General features: G+C 60.5%; 9 protein-coding genes. 1 reads left to right on the top strand and 8 read right to left on the bottom strand.

All coding sequences use genetic code 11. The annotated features are described in order from the left end of the window. Window positions 1-17: 17 nt before the first annotated feature. From rpsG to AB8B20_RS07880, 3 genes are all read right to left on the bottom strand, one after another. A complete protein-coding gene (gene rpsG / locus AB8B20_RS07870; protein ID WP_068731502.1) occupies window positions 18-488 on the bottom strand; it encodes a 30S ribosomal protein S7 in 471 nt (156 codons plus the stop codon). Between the two features lie 15 nt (window positions 489-503). Beyond that, window positions 504-875: a 30S ribosomal protein S12 gene (gene rpsL, locus AB8B20_RS07875; RefSeq protein ID WP_068731626.1), complete on the bottom strand. Its 372-nt coding sequence runs from the start codon at window positions 873-875 to the stop codon at window positions 504-506. Window positions 876-1,609: 734 nt separating this feature from the next. After that, on the bottom strand, window positions 1,610-2,008 hold the full coding sequence (locus AB8B20_RS07880; protein ID WP_175365590.1) for a RidA family protein: 399 nt from the start codon (window positions 2,006-2,008) through the stop codon (window positions 1,610-1,612). 134 nt (window positions 2,009-2,142) lie between these two features. On the opposite strand from AB8B20_RS07880, the gene AB8B20_RS07885 reads away from it, so the two are divergent. Then, entirely contained in the window at window positions 2,143-2,715 is a 573-nt protein-coding gene (locus tag AB8B20_RS07885) for a TetR/AcrR family transcriptional regulator (RefSeq protein ID WP_439072195.1), read from the top strand. 25 nt (window positions 2,716-2,740) lie between these two features. Here the strand turns inward: AB8B20_RS07885 and AB8B20_RS07890 are convergent, their stop codons facing one another. The 5 genes from AB8B20_RS07890 to rpoB form a co-directional block, all read right to left on the bottom strand. Further along, the gene (locus AB8B20_RS07890) at window positions 2,741-4,771 is read right to left on the bottom strand and encodes an ABC transporter ATP-binding protein (RefSeq protein ID WP_439072196.1); all 2,031 of its coding nucleotides are present in this window, start codon (window positions 4,769-4,771) and stop codon (window positions 2,741-2,743) included. A 125-nt stretch (window positions 4,772-4,896) separates the two neighbouring features. Further along, window positions 4,897-6,951 (bottom strand): FAD-dependent oxidoreductase, encoded by a 2,055-nt coding sequence (locus AB8B20_RS07895; RefSeq protein WP_439072197.1) that lies wholly within the window; start codon window positions 6,949-6,951, stop codon window positions 4,897-4,899. A gap of 266 nt (window positions 6,952-7,217) precedes the next feature. Then, a complete protein-coding gene (locus tag AB8B20_RS07900) occupies window positions 7,218-7,679 on the bottom strand; it encodes a GNAT family N-acetyltransferase (protein WP_439072198.1) in 462 nt (153 codons plus the stop codon). 94 nt (window positions 7,680-7,773) lie between these two features. After that, the gene (gene rpoC, locus AB8B20_RS07905; RefSeq protein WP_093762211.1) at window positions 7,774-11,973 is read right to left on the bottom strand and encodes a DNA-directed RNA polymerase subunit beta'; all 4,200 of its coding nucleotides are present in this window, start codon (window positions 11,971-11,973) and stop codon (window positions 7,774-7,776) included. Window positions 11,974-12,098: 125 nt separating this feature from the next. After that, the gene (rpoB, locus tag AB8B20_RS07910) at window positions 12,099-16,214 is read right to left on the bottom strand and encodes a DNA-directed RNA polymerase subunit beta (RefSeq protein WP_089268273.1); all 4,116 of its coding nucleotides are present in this window, start codon (window positions 16,212-16,214) and stop codon (window positions 12,099-12,101) included. Window positions 16,215-16,248 lie beyond the last annotated feature (34 nt).

A 16,248-nucleotide genomic window follows, 5' to 3' on the forward strand; every position in this document is an offset into this window, starting at 1 on the left:
ATTCCGGAGTTTCGCCGTTACCAGCGATAGTGCGAGAATGCGCGATTGGCTTCCGCCATCTTGTGCACGTCTTCCCGCTTCTTCACGGCGTTACCACGGTTGTTCGACGCATCGAGCAGCTCAGCCGAGAGACGCTCGGTCATGGTCTTCTCGTTGCGAGCGCGCGCAGCGGTGATCAGCCAGCGAATGCCCAGCGCCTGGCGCCGAATGCTGCGGACTTCAACCGGCACCTGATAGGTGGCGCCACCGACGCGACGCGAACGAACTTCGATCGTCGGCATCACATTTTCCAAAGCCTGCTCGAACACGCCGAGCGGACCCTGCTTGGTCTTCGCTTCGATCATTTCGAAAGCACCGTAAACGATGGTTTCGGCGGCAGACTTCTTGCCGTCATACATGATCGAATTCATGAACTTGGTGACGATGACGTTCCCGAACTTCGGATCCGGGTTAACTTCACGCTTTTCAGCAGAATGGCGACGAGACATCGATCAGACCCCGGCTTACTTCGGACGCTTCGCGCCGTACTTCGAACGACGCTGCTTACGGTTCTTGACGCCCTGGGTATCCAGCACGCCGCGGAGGATGTGGTAACGCACGCCGGGCAAATCCTTGACGCGACCGCCGCGGATCATGACCACGGAGTGCTCCTGAAGGTTATGACCTTCACCCGGAATGTAACCGATGACTTCGAAGCCATTGGTCAGACGCACCTTGGCAACCTTACGAAGCGCCGAGTTCGGCTTCTTCGGAGTCGTCGTGTAGACGCGCGTGCAAACGCCGCGCTTCTGCGGCGACTGCTGCAGCGCAGGAACCTTCTTGCGCGACTTCTGAATTGCGCGCGGAGTAGCGATCAGCTGGTTGATCGTCGGCATGTCAGCCTTCACCCTTTAGTTCGCTCGAAGCCGTAACGGCTTCCTCAAAATCACTCGGAGCAACCTGCCCCACGGTTCGCATCACGTGAAAAGCTTCACGCAAAACGAAATCACGCCAACCATTCATTGCTGAACGGAAAGCGCTTAACGCCACAGAGGACCGCGATCATGACCGCCAGACTTACGTCTTTAGGTCTGCACCGAGGTCATGCATTCGAATTTAATCTCAAGAGAGAAGTCTCTCAGGAGACAAACGTCGTTTTGGCATTGCCTTGATATAGCGACAGCGTTTGAGCTTCTTGGTCGAGGTTGGTGCCCGATCAGCTCCGAAAAGCCGATTGGGTGATCCGTTCCGACACTGGCGAAGCTCACCGCCTGTCGTTGAATGGCCGGGTTGTATCCGCAGGGGATACCCAAGTCAACAACAAAGCGCGATGAAAGAAACGCTTCTCGCACTGCATCTTCTAGCATGTGGATCATGACAGAACATACGCGATTTCGACGCCCGCCATGTCATCCACGAAAGAATCTGCGACTCGGATTCGTTGCAGTTTGATGAAAGAGAATCGCCTGGGTTGCGGAATTTTTGCGCCCTGCCCCACCGACTCGCATCCGACGCAAGCCGTATCGCGTCCCGAATCGGCACACCGGGCAGCGCTGATCAGGAGCAAATGTTACCGGAGCGTCGAGTGGAGCGGTACGCCGCCGCTCATTCGACGCCCACGGTCAGCCAATCAGGCGGATGCAGGGAGCCGCGCTATGACCTTGATCTCGAAATCGAAGCCCGCCAGCCAGTTGACCCCGACCGCGGTCCAATTCGGGTAAGGCGGCTCGCCAATTACGGCCAATCGGACGGCGTTGACCGCCGCAAACTGCGTGGCCGGGTCGGTGTGGAAAGTGGTCACGTCGACCACGTCGTCGAATGTGCAACCTGCAGCCTTCAGCACGGCCGCGAGGTTATCGAATGCCAGCTGGACCTGCTTTTCGAAGACCGGCTCCGGCGACCCGTCTTCCCGGCTGCCAACCTGGCCGGAGACAAACAAGAGGTCGCCCGATCGTATCGCCGCCGAATACCGGTTGATCTCGTAAAGCGCCTGCCGGCCGGCCGGGAAAATCGCGTCGCGTTTGGTCATGGTGTCAGTCCTGTTCAAAGATTATATACGTCCCGTATGTCAGTATATTCAAGCATACGCCTCGTATGTTAATACGCATACAGCGCGTAGGTTACTTTGCGGAGATGACAGTGGTCGCGAGACGACGAGCGGAAATGGTGGAGGAAACCCGGGCCAAACTCATCCGGGCGGCCCGGACGGCTTTCGCCGCCAAAGGCTATGCGGCGGCATCGATGGACGATCTGACCGCCGAAGCCGGCCTGACGCGGGGCGCGCTCTATCACAACTTCGGCGACAAGAAGGGTTTGCTGCAGGCCGTCATCGATCAGATCGACGCGGAAATGTTGGCGCGCATGCGCGCTGCCCGCGGTCAGGCGGACACCGCATGGGACGGGTTTCTCAACGAGGGCGTCGCCTATATCGAAATGTCCCTCGAGCCGGAGATCCAGCGCATCATGCTGCTGGACGGCCCCGCCGTGCTCGGCGATCCCTCACAATGGCCGAACCAGACCGCATGTCTGCGCACGACAACACAGGCGATCCAGCGACTGATCGACGATGGAACGGTCAAGCCTGTCGATGCCGAAGCGGCGGCCCGTCTGATCAATGGCGCGGCGCTCAACGCCGCTCTCTGGGTCGCTGCAGCCGACGATCCCCACACGGTCCTTGCGAAAGCTGTCGAGGCTTTCCGCCAGCTCGCGGCAGGCTTGCTGCGAACGGCGGGATGATCGCCTCACACATCTTCAGATGCGCTCACTCGTCGTCGTCATCCTCGTCATCATCATCGTCGCTGGCAGATGACCTGTGCCGCTGGTCGTCCCAGAGCTGGCGATAGGTACCGTTCAGCGCCAGCAGCTCCTTGTGCGAGCCGCGCTCGATCGCCTTGCCGCCATTGATGACGATGATTTCGTCCATATCCACCACGGCGGCCAGCCGGTGCGTCGACGAAATCAGGGTACGGCCCTTGGCGAGTTTGAACAGCGTCTTGTTGAGCGCCGCCTCGGTTGTCTGGTCGAGGGCGGATGTCGCCTCATCCAGCAGGAGCACCGACGGATTGCGGACGACGGCCCGCGCGATCGCAATGCGCTGGCGTTGGCCGCCCGATAGCGTATCGCCGCGTTCACCGACCTGCGTATCGTATTTGTCCGGCAGGCTCATGATGTAGCGATGGATCTCGGCCTTGCGCGCCGCCTGCTCGACTTCCTCGTCGGTGGCGCCTTCCTTGCCGAGCCGGATGTTCTCGCGGATCGACATGTTGAACAGCATGTTCTCCTGGAACACCACGGCCATGTGGCCGCGCAGGGACTCGCGCGTGATCTTGCGGATATCGACGCCGTCAATGGTCACCCTGCCCTCGTCCGGCATATAGAGCCGCAGGATCAGGTTCAGCAACGTGCTCTTGCCGGAACCGGATGGGCCGACAATGGCGACGGTCTTGCCGACATTGATCTTGAGGCTGAGATTGTCGAGCACCGGCTGCTGGCTGTTCTCATACTTGAACGAGACGCGATCGAACGTGATGTCGTTGACGATGCGCGGCAGCTCCGGTGAGCCGGGCTTGTCGGCGCCGCGTGTCGGCTCGTCGAGCATTTCCTCCATGTGCCGCACCGCGGCCGCTGCCTGGATCGACACCGGGATGAAATGCATGACATGGGCGATGTTGTAGGACACCTCCCAGAACGCGCTTTCGAAGGTGACGAAGGTACCGACCGTGATCTGCCCCTTGGTGGCGAGATAGGCGCCGATCGCCAGCACCACCAAATGCAGCAGCAATACCGAGACGGTGACCGAGCGCTCGACCATCGTGGACAGGAAGGTCGCCGCCGCAATCCTGTCTCGCGTTTCGTTATTGCGTAGCCGGAACCAGCCCATGGTACGCCGCTGCAGGCTGAAGGCCTTGATCACCGCCTGTGCCGCGATGTTCTCCTGCACCATGCCGAGCACTGAAGCTTCGCTGAGCTTCTGGTCGTAATTGGCCTGCACGGCCTTCGGCGTCAGGATGCGCGGGCCGATCAGCGTGATCGGGAAAATCAATAGCGCCACGGCGGCAAGCTGCCAGTTCAGATACAGCATCAGCCCGATGCCGGCGATCAGTTCGAGGAACGGCAGCAATGCGCTGTTGGCGAAACTCTTGATGGCCGTCTCGAAAGACGACAGATCGATCGAGAAGCGCGACAGAATCTCGCCGCGCTTGGTGCGGGCGAAATAGGCCGACGGCAGATCCTGCACGTGATCGAACAGACGCGAGCGGACGTCCGTGATGATCGAGGCAGCCAGTTTGGCGTCCCAGCGCTCATACCAGATCGCAACGATCGACGTGACAATGCCAGCGACGGCCAGCACCGACAGGATCTTGAACAGCGCGTCGAAATCCTCCTCGCCGAGCGCGTCGTCGATCAGATATTTGAGGCTGAGCGGCATGATGACGTTGAACAGCGTTTCGACCAGAACGCCGAAGCCAACGAAACCAAGCAGCTTGCGGTACTTGCCGAGCAACGGCCGCGTGAAACGATAGACCGTTCCGAATGCGCCGGCGGCCTCGCGCGCGGTGAAGACGACGAGTTCCTCGTCATCATCGTCATCGAGCTCGTCGTCTTCATCCTCGTCGTCATCATCGACGGCGGGCTTGGCTTTTGCCGCCTTCTCGACAGCCGGCGGTTTCGTGCTGGGAACCGAAGCGGCGGCGGCGCCAACCGGGAGCGCAAACTTGTCATCGAGCGGCGTGGCCGGCTCGGCCGCGTTCTTGTCGTCAGATGGAGGCTTTGGAGGTGGCTTCGACGCCATGGAACGAACCGTTGCTGCACGGTCCTTCGACCGCAAGAATCAATGAAGCGGCCCGGACAGCCACGGCAATGATCCTATGCGATCAGAATGTCCTCGGCAAAGCAACCGAGGGCGGATGCCAAAGATCAATCCTCGGCATCGACCTTGTCGAAGAACGAGTAACGCAGGCTGTCCGCGTCGGCATACCAATGGCCCGGCCCCTTGCCGGCGGCCAATGTGGCTTCCCACACCGCTTCGGTGCAGTCGCGGCGATGCATCGACAGGTCGAAGCCGTTGCCGAAGAACAGTTCCGACCACTCCCACCAGGTGCCGAGCTTCTTGACGCCGCGCAGCAGGTCATAGCGATCGATCACCGCCGGCGCCATGTCAGACGTGACCGAGCCGAAGACGAGGCCGGTCTTCACGACGCGGTTGAGCTCCTGCACGGCCGTCACCACCTGCTTGTCGCTCACGTGACACAGGCTGGTCTCGAACACGAAATCGAACTGCCCAGCCTTGAAGGGCAGATCGGTGATCGATCCGAGTTTGTTGAACTTCTGCAGCGCCTTTGGCGTCCGGGCGTGGATCGCCTTGTTGTTCTCGACACCCCAGGCGTCGATCCCCCTGGCACGCAACGCGCCGACCAGTTCGCCTGATGCCGAGCCGGCGACCAGCAGCTTGTAGCCCTTGGCGCGGCCCCAGACGATCTTGATGAGATTTGTCAGATAGGCCGGGTCGGTAAACTGGCTCCAGACCTCGCTATAAGGACCGACACCGCGATAGTTCTGGAAATAGTCGCGATCAATCTTGTCGGAGATCGTCGTGCCATTCTGACCCTGCGCACGGCGCAGGCGCATCATCTCGGTGAGGATGATGTCGGTGGCGGCATCGGAGGAGTCGAGCAGACCGTTCAGCGTGGAGTCGAACAGATAGTCGCCGACCACGACGAGGCCCGGATGATCCTTCGGCTCCGGCCGGTGATTGGTCATGACGTCGCGCACCGGCATGCCGCCGGGGATCGCATTGACCGACGACAGCCAGCGATGGATCTTGCCTTCCAGCAGATGCGCACGCGCATCGCCGAACGAGGCCGGCAACGACTTCAGCGCGGCATCGATCAACTCATCATCTGTGAGGTTGGCAAAAGCCAGCGCGTCGGAGCCTGGCACCAGCCAGTTCAGTACGCCATGCTTGCCGACATCGTGGCGCGCGCCCTCGTTATAGACACAGCAGCCGCCGAAGGCTTCCGACATGAACCAAGCACCGGGAATCTGATCGCCCCAGAACGGGGTGTCGAACAGCAGCGAGATCCGCAGATAATGCGCCGGGCGGTCGAAGTAAGCGACGTGTTTGACCATCGACTTGCGCAGCTGCTCGCCGTCCCAGCGCATGGTCGCCAGCCATGAATGCGGCAGGCACATCACCACGAGATCGAAATCGCGGGTGTCCGACCCCTTGCCGTTCATCATGTCGAGCTGATAGCGGCCCTGCTCGGTCTTGCCGACCTTGAGCACACGGTGATTCAGCCGGATGTCGGCATCGACTTCCGACTGCAGGCAGGAGATCAGCTGCTCGTTGCCGTTCTGGATCGAATAGAGGCCGATATAGCCATCGACATCCATCACGAAGTTCTTCAGCGCATTGAGGCCGTTGGTGTTGTGCGTCTCGGTCGCGATGTCGGAGCGCGCCATCACCTTCAGGAAGCGCTTGGCAATGGGATCGCTGACTTCCTTATCAAGCAGCTCCTCGGCATTTATCCATGCCCAGGGGTGTTCGTTGTCGTGCGAACCGACGCCTTCGTAATATTCGATCGGCGACACCATGCTCGCGCACTTCTTGCGGAAAGCTTCGATGGCGGCTGCGGTCTTGGCGCCGTATTTCTTGCGCATGCCCGGCACGTCGTTGAGCAGCTCGCCGTCCAGCTGCACCTGCTCGGCATCCATCGGAATGGTTTGCAGGCCGAAATGCTGGATCAGCTCGCGCAGCGGATCCGGCCCTGTCATCGAGTAATCGTAGATTTCCGCAACGCCAGCTTCGTACATGGCTTGCGCGCTATCGAATTTGCGCGTGAGAATCTTGCCGCCGACGCGGTCGGACGCCTCGTAGATGGTGACACGACAGAGATCGCCGAGCTTCTTCTTGAGATACCAGGCGCTCATCAGGCCGCCTGGACCACCACCAACAATTGCAAGATCAAGCATATGTTTCTTTCACGCGTCGTGTTTGCCGGCGGCAATATCCGGCAACGGTCGATGTAACGTATTCCCAGCCAAAGCGGAATCCGCTGACGCTGCAAGGCTGGCCCGTCGACCCCGTCGACTCGCGCTAACCCCCTCCAAGTGAAAACATTTTTCAGCTGAAGGAAAGATGAACAAAAGCATGTAGTGCGCTGCAATACACGTCACACGCGAAAAAGGCCGGCTTTCGCCGGCCTTTTCCATGGCATTGATGGGATCTGCGTGGCAGGTCAGTTGGTCGGCGACAAGACACGCTCCATGATGATGGTCCGCTCCTCACCGTGATAGGCCTCGCGAACGGCCGTGAAGCCCAGTCTCGCGTAAAAAGCCTCTGCGGTGACCGTCGCCGGAACCGTCAAAATCGCAAGCTGTCGTTCGCGGGCGACCCTCTCGATCCGCTGCACCAGCAAACGGCCGATGCCGCGCCCTTGCACGTCCGGCAAGACGAACATGGTCCGCAGGGCCTGCCCATCCAGGCTCGCCGTGCCGACAACACGATTGTCCATCTCGGCAACGAACACATCGCGCTGGTCGATCAATCGTTCGACAGCCGCGGGGCTAAAACTGAGTTCAACCCGCGCGATGATATCGGGCGTGTAATCCTTCGCATTGGTTTCGCGCAGCGCGCGGATGATGACGCGGCTGATACCTGCTGCATCGCCGGCTTGAGCCGGCCGAATATCGCATGTCATCTGACCGCTCTCCGTTCCCAACGAATGAACAGATCAAAACGAGAAAGGGCCAGCTTGCGCCGGCCCTTTCGATTCTTAAGTCTGCCCGGTCCGATTACTCGGCCGACGGCAGCATCAGCGGTTCTTCTGCCGGAGCCGACGGCACGATCGCCGCCTGCTTCTCGCGCTCGTCGAGGATCATCTTGTCGCGCTTCATTGCGACTTCGCGGATCTTCGCCATCGATGCGCCGGTACCGGCCGGGATCAGGCGGCCGACAATGACGTTTTCCTTGAGGCCTTCGAGCGGGTCCACCTTGCCGTTGACGGCAGCTTCGGTGAGCACGCGCGTGGTCTCCTGGAACGACGCTGCCGAGAAGAACGAACGGGTCTGCAAGCTGGCCTTGGTGATGCCCAGCAGCACAGGGTTTCCGGTCGCGATCTTCTTGCCTTCTTCCTTCGCCTTCAGGTTCAGCGCGTCGAACTCGATCTTGTCGATCTGCTCGCCCGAGATCATGTCGGTCTCGCCCTGATCGGTAATCTCGACCTTCTGCAGCATCTGACGGACAATCACTTCGATGTGCTTGTCGTTGATGAGCACGCCCTGCAACCGGTAAACTTCCTGGATTTCGTTGACCAGATAGGCAGCGAGTTCCTCGATGCCCTTGATCGCCAGAATGTCGTGCGGCGCCGGATTGCCTTCGACGATGTAATCGCCCTTTTCGACGATGTCGCCGTCCTGCAGATGGATCTGCTTGCCCTTCGGAATGAGGTACTCGCGGGTCTCCTCGTTCTTGTCGAGCGGCTCGATCGAGATGCGACGCTTGTTCTTGTAGTCGCGTCCAAAGCGGATGGTGCCGCCGATTTCCGCGATGATCGCCGCGTCCTTCGGCTTGCGCGCCTCGAACAGTTCGGCCACCCGCGGCAGACCGCCGGTGATGTCACGCGTCTTCGCGCTTTCCATCGAGACACGGGCAAGAATGTCACCCGAGGTCACCTTGGCATCGACGTCGACCGACAGAATGGCGTCGGGCGATAGCATGTAACGGGCGTCGCCGCCACGTGCGAGCTTGAGGACTTTGCCGTCCTTGCCCTTGATGACGATAGCCGGACGCAAGTCCGCACCGCCACGCGACGAACGCCAGTCGGTAACGACGCGCTTGGCGATACCGGTGGACTCGTCGAGCGTTTCCGTAATCGACTGGCCGTCGATCAGGTCCTCGAACCCGATCGTGCCGTCGACTTCGGTCAGCAGCGGACGGGAATACGGATCCCATTCCGCGATACGCTGGCCACGCTTGATCATGTCGCCGTTAGCCACGTGAACGCGAGCACCGTACTGGATACGGTACGTCGCACGCTCGGTGCCATCGGCGTCAGAGATGGCGATGACCATGTTGCGCACCATTGCAACCATGTGGCCTTCGCCGTTCTTGGCGATGTTCTCGTTCTTGATCGTGATCTTGCCGTCGAAGTTCGACTCGATCACCGACTGCTCGTTGAGCTGCGCCGCGCCGCCGATGTGGAACGTACGCATCGTCAGCTGCGTGCCGGGCTCGCCGATCGACTGCGCCGCGATGACGCCGACGGCCTCACCGTGGTTGACGGGCGTGCCGCGGGCCAGATCGCGGCCGTAGCAGGTGCCGCAGATGCCGTTGACCAGTTCGCAAGTGAGAGCCGAACGGATCTTCACTTCCTGGATGCCGGCCTGCTGGAGCAGATCGACGTCCTTCTCTTCCATCAGCGTGTTGCGCTTGATCAGCACCTTGTTGGTCGCGGGATCGCGAATGTCTTCGCAGGCCGAACGACCGAGAATACGCGACGCCAGCGATGCGACCACCGAACCGGAGTCGATGATGGCGCGCATCTTGATGCCGAGATTGGTGCCGCAATCGGTCTGCGTGATGATGCAGTCCTGCGCCACGTCGACGAGACGGCGGGTCAGGTAACCCGAGTTCGCGGTCTTCAACGCGGTGTCCGCGAGGCCCTTACGAGCGCCGTGGGTCGAGTTGAAGTATTCGAGAACCGACAGACCTTCCTTGAAGTTCGAGATGATCGGCGTTTCGATGATCTCGCCCGACGGCTTGGCCATCAGGCCGCGCATACCACCGAGCTGACGCATCTGGGCCGGCGAACCACGGGCACCGGAATGCGCCATCATGTAGATCGAGTTGATCTGGGCTTCTTCACCCGCCGCATTCCTCTTCACCGAGGAGATTTCTTTCATCATCTCCTTGGCGACTTCTTCACCCGCCTTCGACCAGGCGTCGACGACCTTGTTGTACTTCTCACCGTGGGTGATCAGACCGTCATTGTACTGCTGTTCGAAGTCCTTCGCGAACGCACGGGTGGCGTCGACGATCTTCCACTTCGAACCCGGCACGACCATGTCGTCCTTGCCGAACGAGATGCCCGCCTTGAACGCGTTGTAGAAGCCGAGCGCCATGATGCGATCGCAGAAGATCACGGTCTCTTTCTGACCGCAGTGACGATAGACCTGATCGATGACGCCCGAGATTTCCTTCTTGGTCATCAGCTTGTTGATGACGTCGAAGGGCATCTTCGGCGACTTCGGCAGAACCTGACCGAGCATCGCACGACCGGCAGTGGTTTCCACCATGCGCGTGACCGGCTTGCCGTCCGCGTCGAGACCGGACCAGCTGTATTTGATCTTGGTGTGGAGGTGGATGACCTTCGCATGCAGCGCATGCTCGATCTCCGCCATCTCACGATACAGCTTGTTTTCGCCCGGGAGACCCGCACGCATGGTCGACAGGTAGTACAGACCCAGCACGATGTCCTGCGACGGCACGATGATCGGCTGACCGTTCGCAGGATGCAGGATGTTGTTGGTCGACATCATCAGGACGCGCGCTTCCAGCTGCGCTTCGAGCGACAGCGGAACGTGTACGGCCATCTGGTCGCCGTCGAAGTCGGCGTTGAAGGCCGAGCAGACCAGCGGATGCAGCTGGATCGCCTTGCCTTCGATGAGCACCGGCTCGAACGCCTGGATGCCCAGACGATGCAGCGTCGGCGCGCGGTTCAGCAGAACGGGATGCTCGCGAATGACCTCGTCGAGGATGTCCCAGACCTCGGGACGTTCTTTTTCAACGAGCTTCTTCGCCTGCTTCACCGTGGTGGACAGCCCCTTGGCGTCGAGACGCGAATAGATGAACGGCTTGAACAGTTCGAGCGCCATCTTCTTCGGCAGGCCGCACTGATGCAGACGCAGTTCCGGACCGACGACGATGACCGAACGGCCCGAATAGTCGACGCGCTTGCCGAGCAGGTTCTGACGGAAACGACCCTGCTTGCCCTTCAGCATGTCCGCCAGCGACTTCAGCGGACGCTTGTTGGCGCCGGTGATGACACGGCCACGGCGGCCGTTGTCGAACAGTGCGTCGACGGCCTCCTGCAGCATGCGCTTTTCGTTGCGGATGATGATGTCCGGCGCGCGGAGCTCCATCAGCCGCTTCAAGCGGTTGTTACGGTTGATGACGCGGCGATACAGATCGTTCAGATCCGACGTCGCGAAGCGGCCGCCATCGAGCGGCACCAGCGGACGCAGATCCGGCGGGATCACCGGCACCACCGTGAGGATCATCCATTCCGGCTTGTTGCCGGAATAGCGGAAAGCCTCGACGATCTTCAGGCGCTTGGCGAGCTTCTTGTGCTTGATGTCGGATTCGGTCTCCTTCATCTCGACGCGCAGCTGCTCGTCGAGCTTCTCGAGCTCCAGACCCTTCAACAGTTCACGGATCGCCTCGGCACCGATCATCGCGGTGAACGAGTCCTGGCCGTATTCGTCCTGCGCCTTCAGATATTCTTCTTCAGACAGCAGCTGACGGTCCTTGAGCGCGGTGAGACCCGGCTCGAGAACGACGTAGTATTCGAAATACAGGATGCGCTCGAGATCCTTGAGCGTCATGTCCAGCAACTGGCCGATGCGCGACGGCAGCGACTTCAGGAACCAGATATGCGCAACCGGAGCGGCCAGTTCGATGTGACCCATGCGCTCGCGTCTGACGCGCGACAGGGTCACTTCGACCGAGCACTTCTCGCAGATGATGCCCTTGTACTTCATGCGCTTGTACTTGCCGCACAAGCACTCGTAATCCTTGATGGGCCCGAAGATGCGGGCGCAGAACAGGCCGTCGCGCTCGGGCTTGAAGGTACGGTAATTGATGGTTTCCGGCTTTTTGATCTCGCCGTAGGACCACGACAGAATCTTCTCCGGGGACGCAATCGAGATCCGGATCTGGTCGAAGACCTGAGCCGGAGTCGTCGGATTGAAGAGATTCATAATTTCTTGGTTCATCGTCTTCTCCTCGCGTGCCGATCGCCATCAGCAGCAAATTCGAAATTCTTTAGAGCCACACACCCTGCCCCACGTCCCGGCTGGGTGCGGACGCCCGGCCATCAGGCCGGGCGTAACGCTTGTTCTTACTCGGCAGCTTCGGAGGTCGGCCCCGGCAGCTTGGAATTGTGCAGATCGACGTTGAGGCCGAGCGAGCGCATTTCCTTGACCAGCACGTTGAACGATTCCGGAATACCGGCCTCGAACGTGTCGTCGCCGCGCACGATCGCCTCGTAGACCTTGGTACGGCCTGCGACGTCGTCCGACTTCACCGTCAGCATTTCCTGGAGCGTGTACGCCGCGCCGTAAGCCTCGAGCGCCCACACTTCCATTTCACCGAAGCGCTGACCGCCGAACTGCGCCTTACCACCCAGCGGCTGCTGCGTGACGAGCGAGTACGGACCGATCGAACGCGCGTGGATCTTGTCGTCCACGAGATGGTGAAGCTTGAGCATGTAGATGTAGCCCACAGTCACCTTGCGATCGAACTGGTCGCCGGTCCGGCCGTCATAGACGGTGGACTGACCGGACGCGTCGAAGCCAGCCATCTTCAACATCTCTTCGATGTCGGCTTCCTTCGCACCGTCGAACACCGGCGTCGCAATCGGCACGCCGGGCTTCAGGTTACGCGCCAGTTCAAGCAGCTCGGTGTCGTTCAGCGACTTGATGACTTCGTCTTCGCCGTAAACCTTCTTCAGGGTGTCGCGCAGCGGCTTCAGATCCTGCTTCTGGTAATAGGCGTCGATGGTCTGACCGATCTTCTTGCCCATGCCTGCGCAGGCCCAGCCAAGATGCGTCTCCAAGATCTGACCGACGTTCATGCGCGACGGCACGCCGAGCGGGTTCAGCACGATGTCCGCATGCGTACCGTCTTCAAGGAACGGCATGTCTTCGATCGGAACGATCTTCGACACCACGCCCTTGTTGCCGTGACGTCCGGCCATCTTGTCGCCGGGCTGAATCTTGCGCTTCACCGCGACGAAGACCTTGACCATCTTCATCACGCCTGGCGGCAATTCGTCGCCACGCTGCAGCTTCTCGACCTTGTCGAGGAAGCGCTGTTCAAGGCCCTTCTTCGACTCGTCGTACTGCTTCCGCATCGCTTCGATTTCGGTCATCAGCTTGTCGTTCGCGGTGGCGAACATCCACCACTGCGACCGCGGATTTTCGTCGAGCACGGCGCGCGTGATCTTGCCGTCCTTCTTGAAGCCCTTCGGACCGGCGATGCCGACCTTGTTCTCTAGAAGATCAGCCAGACGGCCGTAGACGTTACGATCCAGGATGGCCTGTTCGTCGTCACGGTCCTTGGCAAGACGTTCGATTTCTTCCCGCTCGATCGCCAGAGCACGTTCGTCCTTGTCGACGCCGTGCCGGTTGAACACGCGGACTTCTACGATCGTGCCCTGCACGCCCGGAGGCACGCGGAGCGAGGTGTCGCGAACGTCCGACGCCTTTTCACCGAAGATGGCGCGCAGAAGCTTTTCTTCCGGCGTCATCGGGCTTTCGCCCTTCGGCGTGATCTTGCCGACCAGGATATCGCCGGCGCGAACTTCGGCGCCGATATAGACGATACCGGCTTCGTCGAGGTTCTTCAGCGCTTCTTCCGACACGTTCGGAATGTCGCGGGTGATTTCCTCAGGGCCGAGCTTGGTGTCGCGGGCCATGACTTCGAATTCCTCGATGTGGATCGAGGTGAAGACGTCTTCCTTCACGATCCGCTCCGAGAGGAGGATCGAGTCTTCGAAGTTGTAGCCATTCCACGGCATGAACGCGACGAGCACGTTGCGGCCGAGTGCGAGTTCACCGAGATCGGTCGACGGACCGTCGGCAATGATGTCGCCCTTGCGAATGATGTCGCCAACCTTCACCAGCGGACGCTGGTTGATACAGGTCGACTGGTTCGAACGCTGGTACTTCATCAGGCGATAGATATCGACGCCCGACTTGGTCGGATCGAGATCTTCGGTCGCGCGGATAACCACGCGGGTGGCGTCGATCTGGTCGATGACACCCGAACGGCGGGCAGCGATCGCAGCACCGGAGTCGCGGGCCACGACGGCTTCCATGCCGGTACCGACGAACGGCGCTTCAGCGCGCACCAGAGGCACGGCCTGACGCTGCATGTTCGAGCCCATCAGCGCGCGGTTGGCGTCGTCGTTCTCGAGGAACGGGATCAGCGCCGCAGCGACCGAAACGAGCTGCTTCGGCGACACATCCATGTAGTCGACCTTGTCGGCCGGCAGCGGCAACACGTCGCCGGCGTGACGGCAGATGATCATGTCTTCGGTGAACTTGCCCTTGGCGTCGAGCGACACGTTCGCCTGCGCGACCGAGTAGCGGCCCTCTTCCATCGCGCTGAGGTACACGACTTCATCGGTGACGCGACCGTCCTTGACCTTGCGGTAAGGGGTCTCGACGAAGCCATACTTGTTGACGCGCGCGAAGGTGGCGAGCGAGTTGATCAGACCGATGTTCGGGCCTTCCGGCGTCTCAATCGGGCAGATACGGCCATAGTGGGTCGGATGGACGTCGCGGACTTCGAAGCCGGCGCGCTCGCGGGTCAGACCGCCCGGGCCAAGCGCCGAAAGACGACGCTTGTGGGTGATTTCCGAGAGCGGGTTGGTCTGGTCCATGAACTGCGACAGCTGCGACGAACCGAAGAACTCGCGCACCGCGGCAGCCGCGGGCTTCGCGTTGATCAGGTCCTGCGGCATCACGGTGTCGATGTCGACGGACGACATGCGTTCCTTGATGGCGCGCTCCATGCGCAGCAGGCCGACGCGATACTGATTTTCCATCAGCTCGCCGACCGAACGCACACGGCGGTTGCCGAGATGGTCGATGTCGTCGATTTCGCCCTTGCCGTCGCGCAGGTCCACCAGCGTCTTGATGACGGCGAGGATGTCTTCCTTGCGCAGCGTGCGATGAGTATCCGGCGCATCGAGTTCGAGGCGCATGTTCATCTTCACGCGGCCCACGGCCGAGAGGTCGTAGCGCTCGCTGTCGAAGAACAGCGACTGGAACATGTTCTGCGCGGATTCGAGCGTCGGCGGCTCGCCGGGACGCATCACGCGGTAGATGTCGAACAGCGCGTCTTCACGCGTCAGGTTCTTGTCTGCCGAGAGCGTGTTGCGGATATAGGCACCGATATTGACGTGGTCGATGTCGAGCAGCGGGAGTTCCTTGTAGCCCTCCTCGTTCAGCGCCTTCAGCGACTTCTCGGTGATTTCCTCGCCGGCTTCGGCGTAGATTTCACCGGTCTTCACGTTGACGAGGTCCTCGGCGAGATAGTTGCCGACCAACTCTTCATCGGTCAGACGCAGCGCCTTGAGGCCCTTCTCGGCGAGCTGACGGGCAGCGCGCACAGTGAGCTTCTTGCCGGCTTCGAGCACGACCTTGCCGGTGTCGGCATCGATCAGGTCGTTGACGGTGGAGTAGCCACGGAAACGGGTGGCGTCGAACGGAACGCGCCAGCCTTCCTTGATCTTCTTGAACTGGATCTTCTTGTAGAACGTCGAGAGAATCTCTTCGCCGTCCAGACCCAGCGCGAACATCAGCGACGTCACCGGAATCTTGCGGCGACGGTCGATACGCGCGAACACGATGTCCTTGGCGTCGAACTCGATGTCCAGCCAGGAACCGCGATACGGGATCACGCGGGCAGCGAACAGCAGCTTGCCCGACGAATGGGTCTTGCCCTTGTCGTGGTCGAAGAACACGCCCGGCGAACGATGCATCTGCGAGACGATGACGCGCTCGGTGCCGTTAACGACGAAGGTGCCGTTCATGGTCATGAGCGGGATATCGCCCATGTAGACGTCCTGCTCCTTGATGTCCTTGACGGACTTGGCGCCGGTTTCTTCGTCAATATCGAACACGATCAGGCGCAGCGTCACCTTCAGCGGCGCAGCATAGGTCATGCCGCGCTGGCGGCACTCATCGACGTCATATTTCGGCGGCTCGAATTCGTAGCGCACGAATTCCAGCATCGAGGTGCCCGAGAAATCCGAGATCGGAAACACCGAACGGAAAACAGCCTGCAGACCTTCGTCGAGGCGACCGCCGGTCGGCTCATCGACCATCAGGAACTGGTCGTAGGACGCCTTCTGAACCTCGATGAGGTTCGGCATCTCTGCGACTTCTTTAATATGACCGAAGAACTTGCGAACGCGCTTGCGACCTGTGAACGTCTGCTGACCCATCGTGGCCTCTCATTGCGTCGCCCGAAAGGGGCGA

It is taken from the genome of Tardiphaga sp. 866_E4_N1_4 (assembly GCF_052076075.1).
Classification (GTDB): Bacteria; Pseudomonadota; Alphaproteobacteria; order Rhizobiales; family Xanthobacteraceae; genus Tardiphaga; species Tardiphaga robiniae.

Bases quoted from the DNA above. Each gene is read 5' to 3' on its own strand.
- rpsG (WP_068731502.1), bottom strand. From the start codon at position 488: ATGTCTCGTCGCCATTCTGCTGAAAAGCGTGAAGTTAACCCGGATCCG.
- rpsL (WP_068731626.1), bottom strand. From the start codon at position 875: ATGCCGACGATCAACCAGCTGATCGCTACTCCGCGCGCAATTCAGAAG.
- AB8B20_RS07880 (WP_175365590.1), bottom strand. From the start codon at position 2,008: ATGACCAAACGCGACGCGATTTTCCCGGCCGGCCGGCAGGCGCTTTAC.
- AB8B20_RS07885 (WP_439072195.1), top strand. From the start codon at position 2,143: ATGGTGGAGGAAACCCGGGCCAAACTCATCCGGGCGGCCCGGACGGCT.
- AB8B20_RS07890 (WP_439072196.1), bottom strand. From the start codon at position 4,771: ATGGCGTCGAAGCCACCTCCAAAGCCTCCATCTGACGACAAGAACGCG.
- AB8B20_RS07895 (WP_439072197.1), bottom strand. From the start codon at position 6,951: ATGCTTGATCTTGCAATTGTTGGTGGTGGTCCAGGCGGCCTGATGAGC.
- AB8B20_RS07900 (WP_439072198.1), bottom strand. From the start codon at position 7,679: ATGACATGCGATATTCGGCCGGCTCAAGCCGGCGATGCAGCAGGTATC.
- rpoC (WP_093762211.1), bottom strand. From the start codon at position 11,973: ATGAACCAAGAAATTATGAATCTCTTCAATCCGACGACTCCGGCTCAG.
- rpoB (WP_089268273.1), bottom strand. From the start codon at position 16,214: ATGGGTCAGCAGACGTTCACAGGTCGCAAGCGCGTTCGCAAGTTCTTC.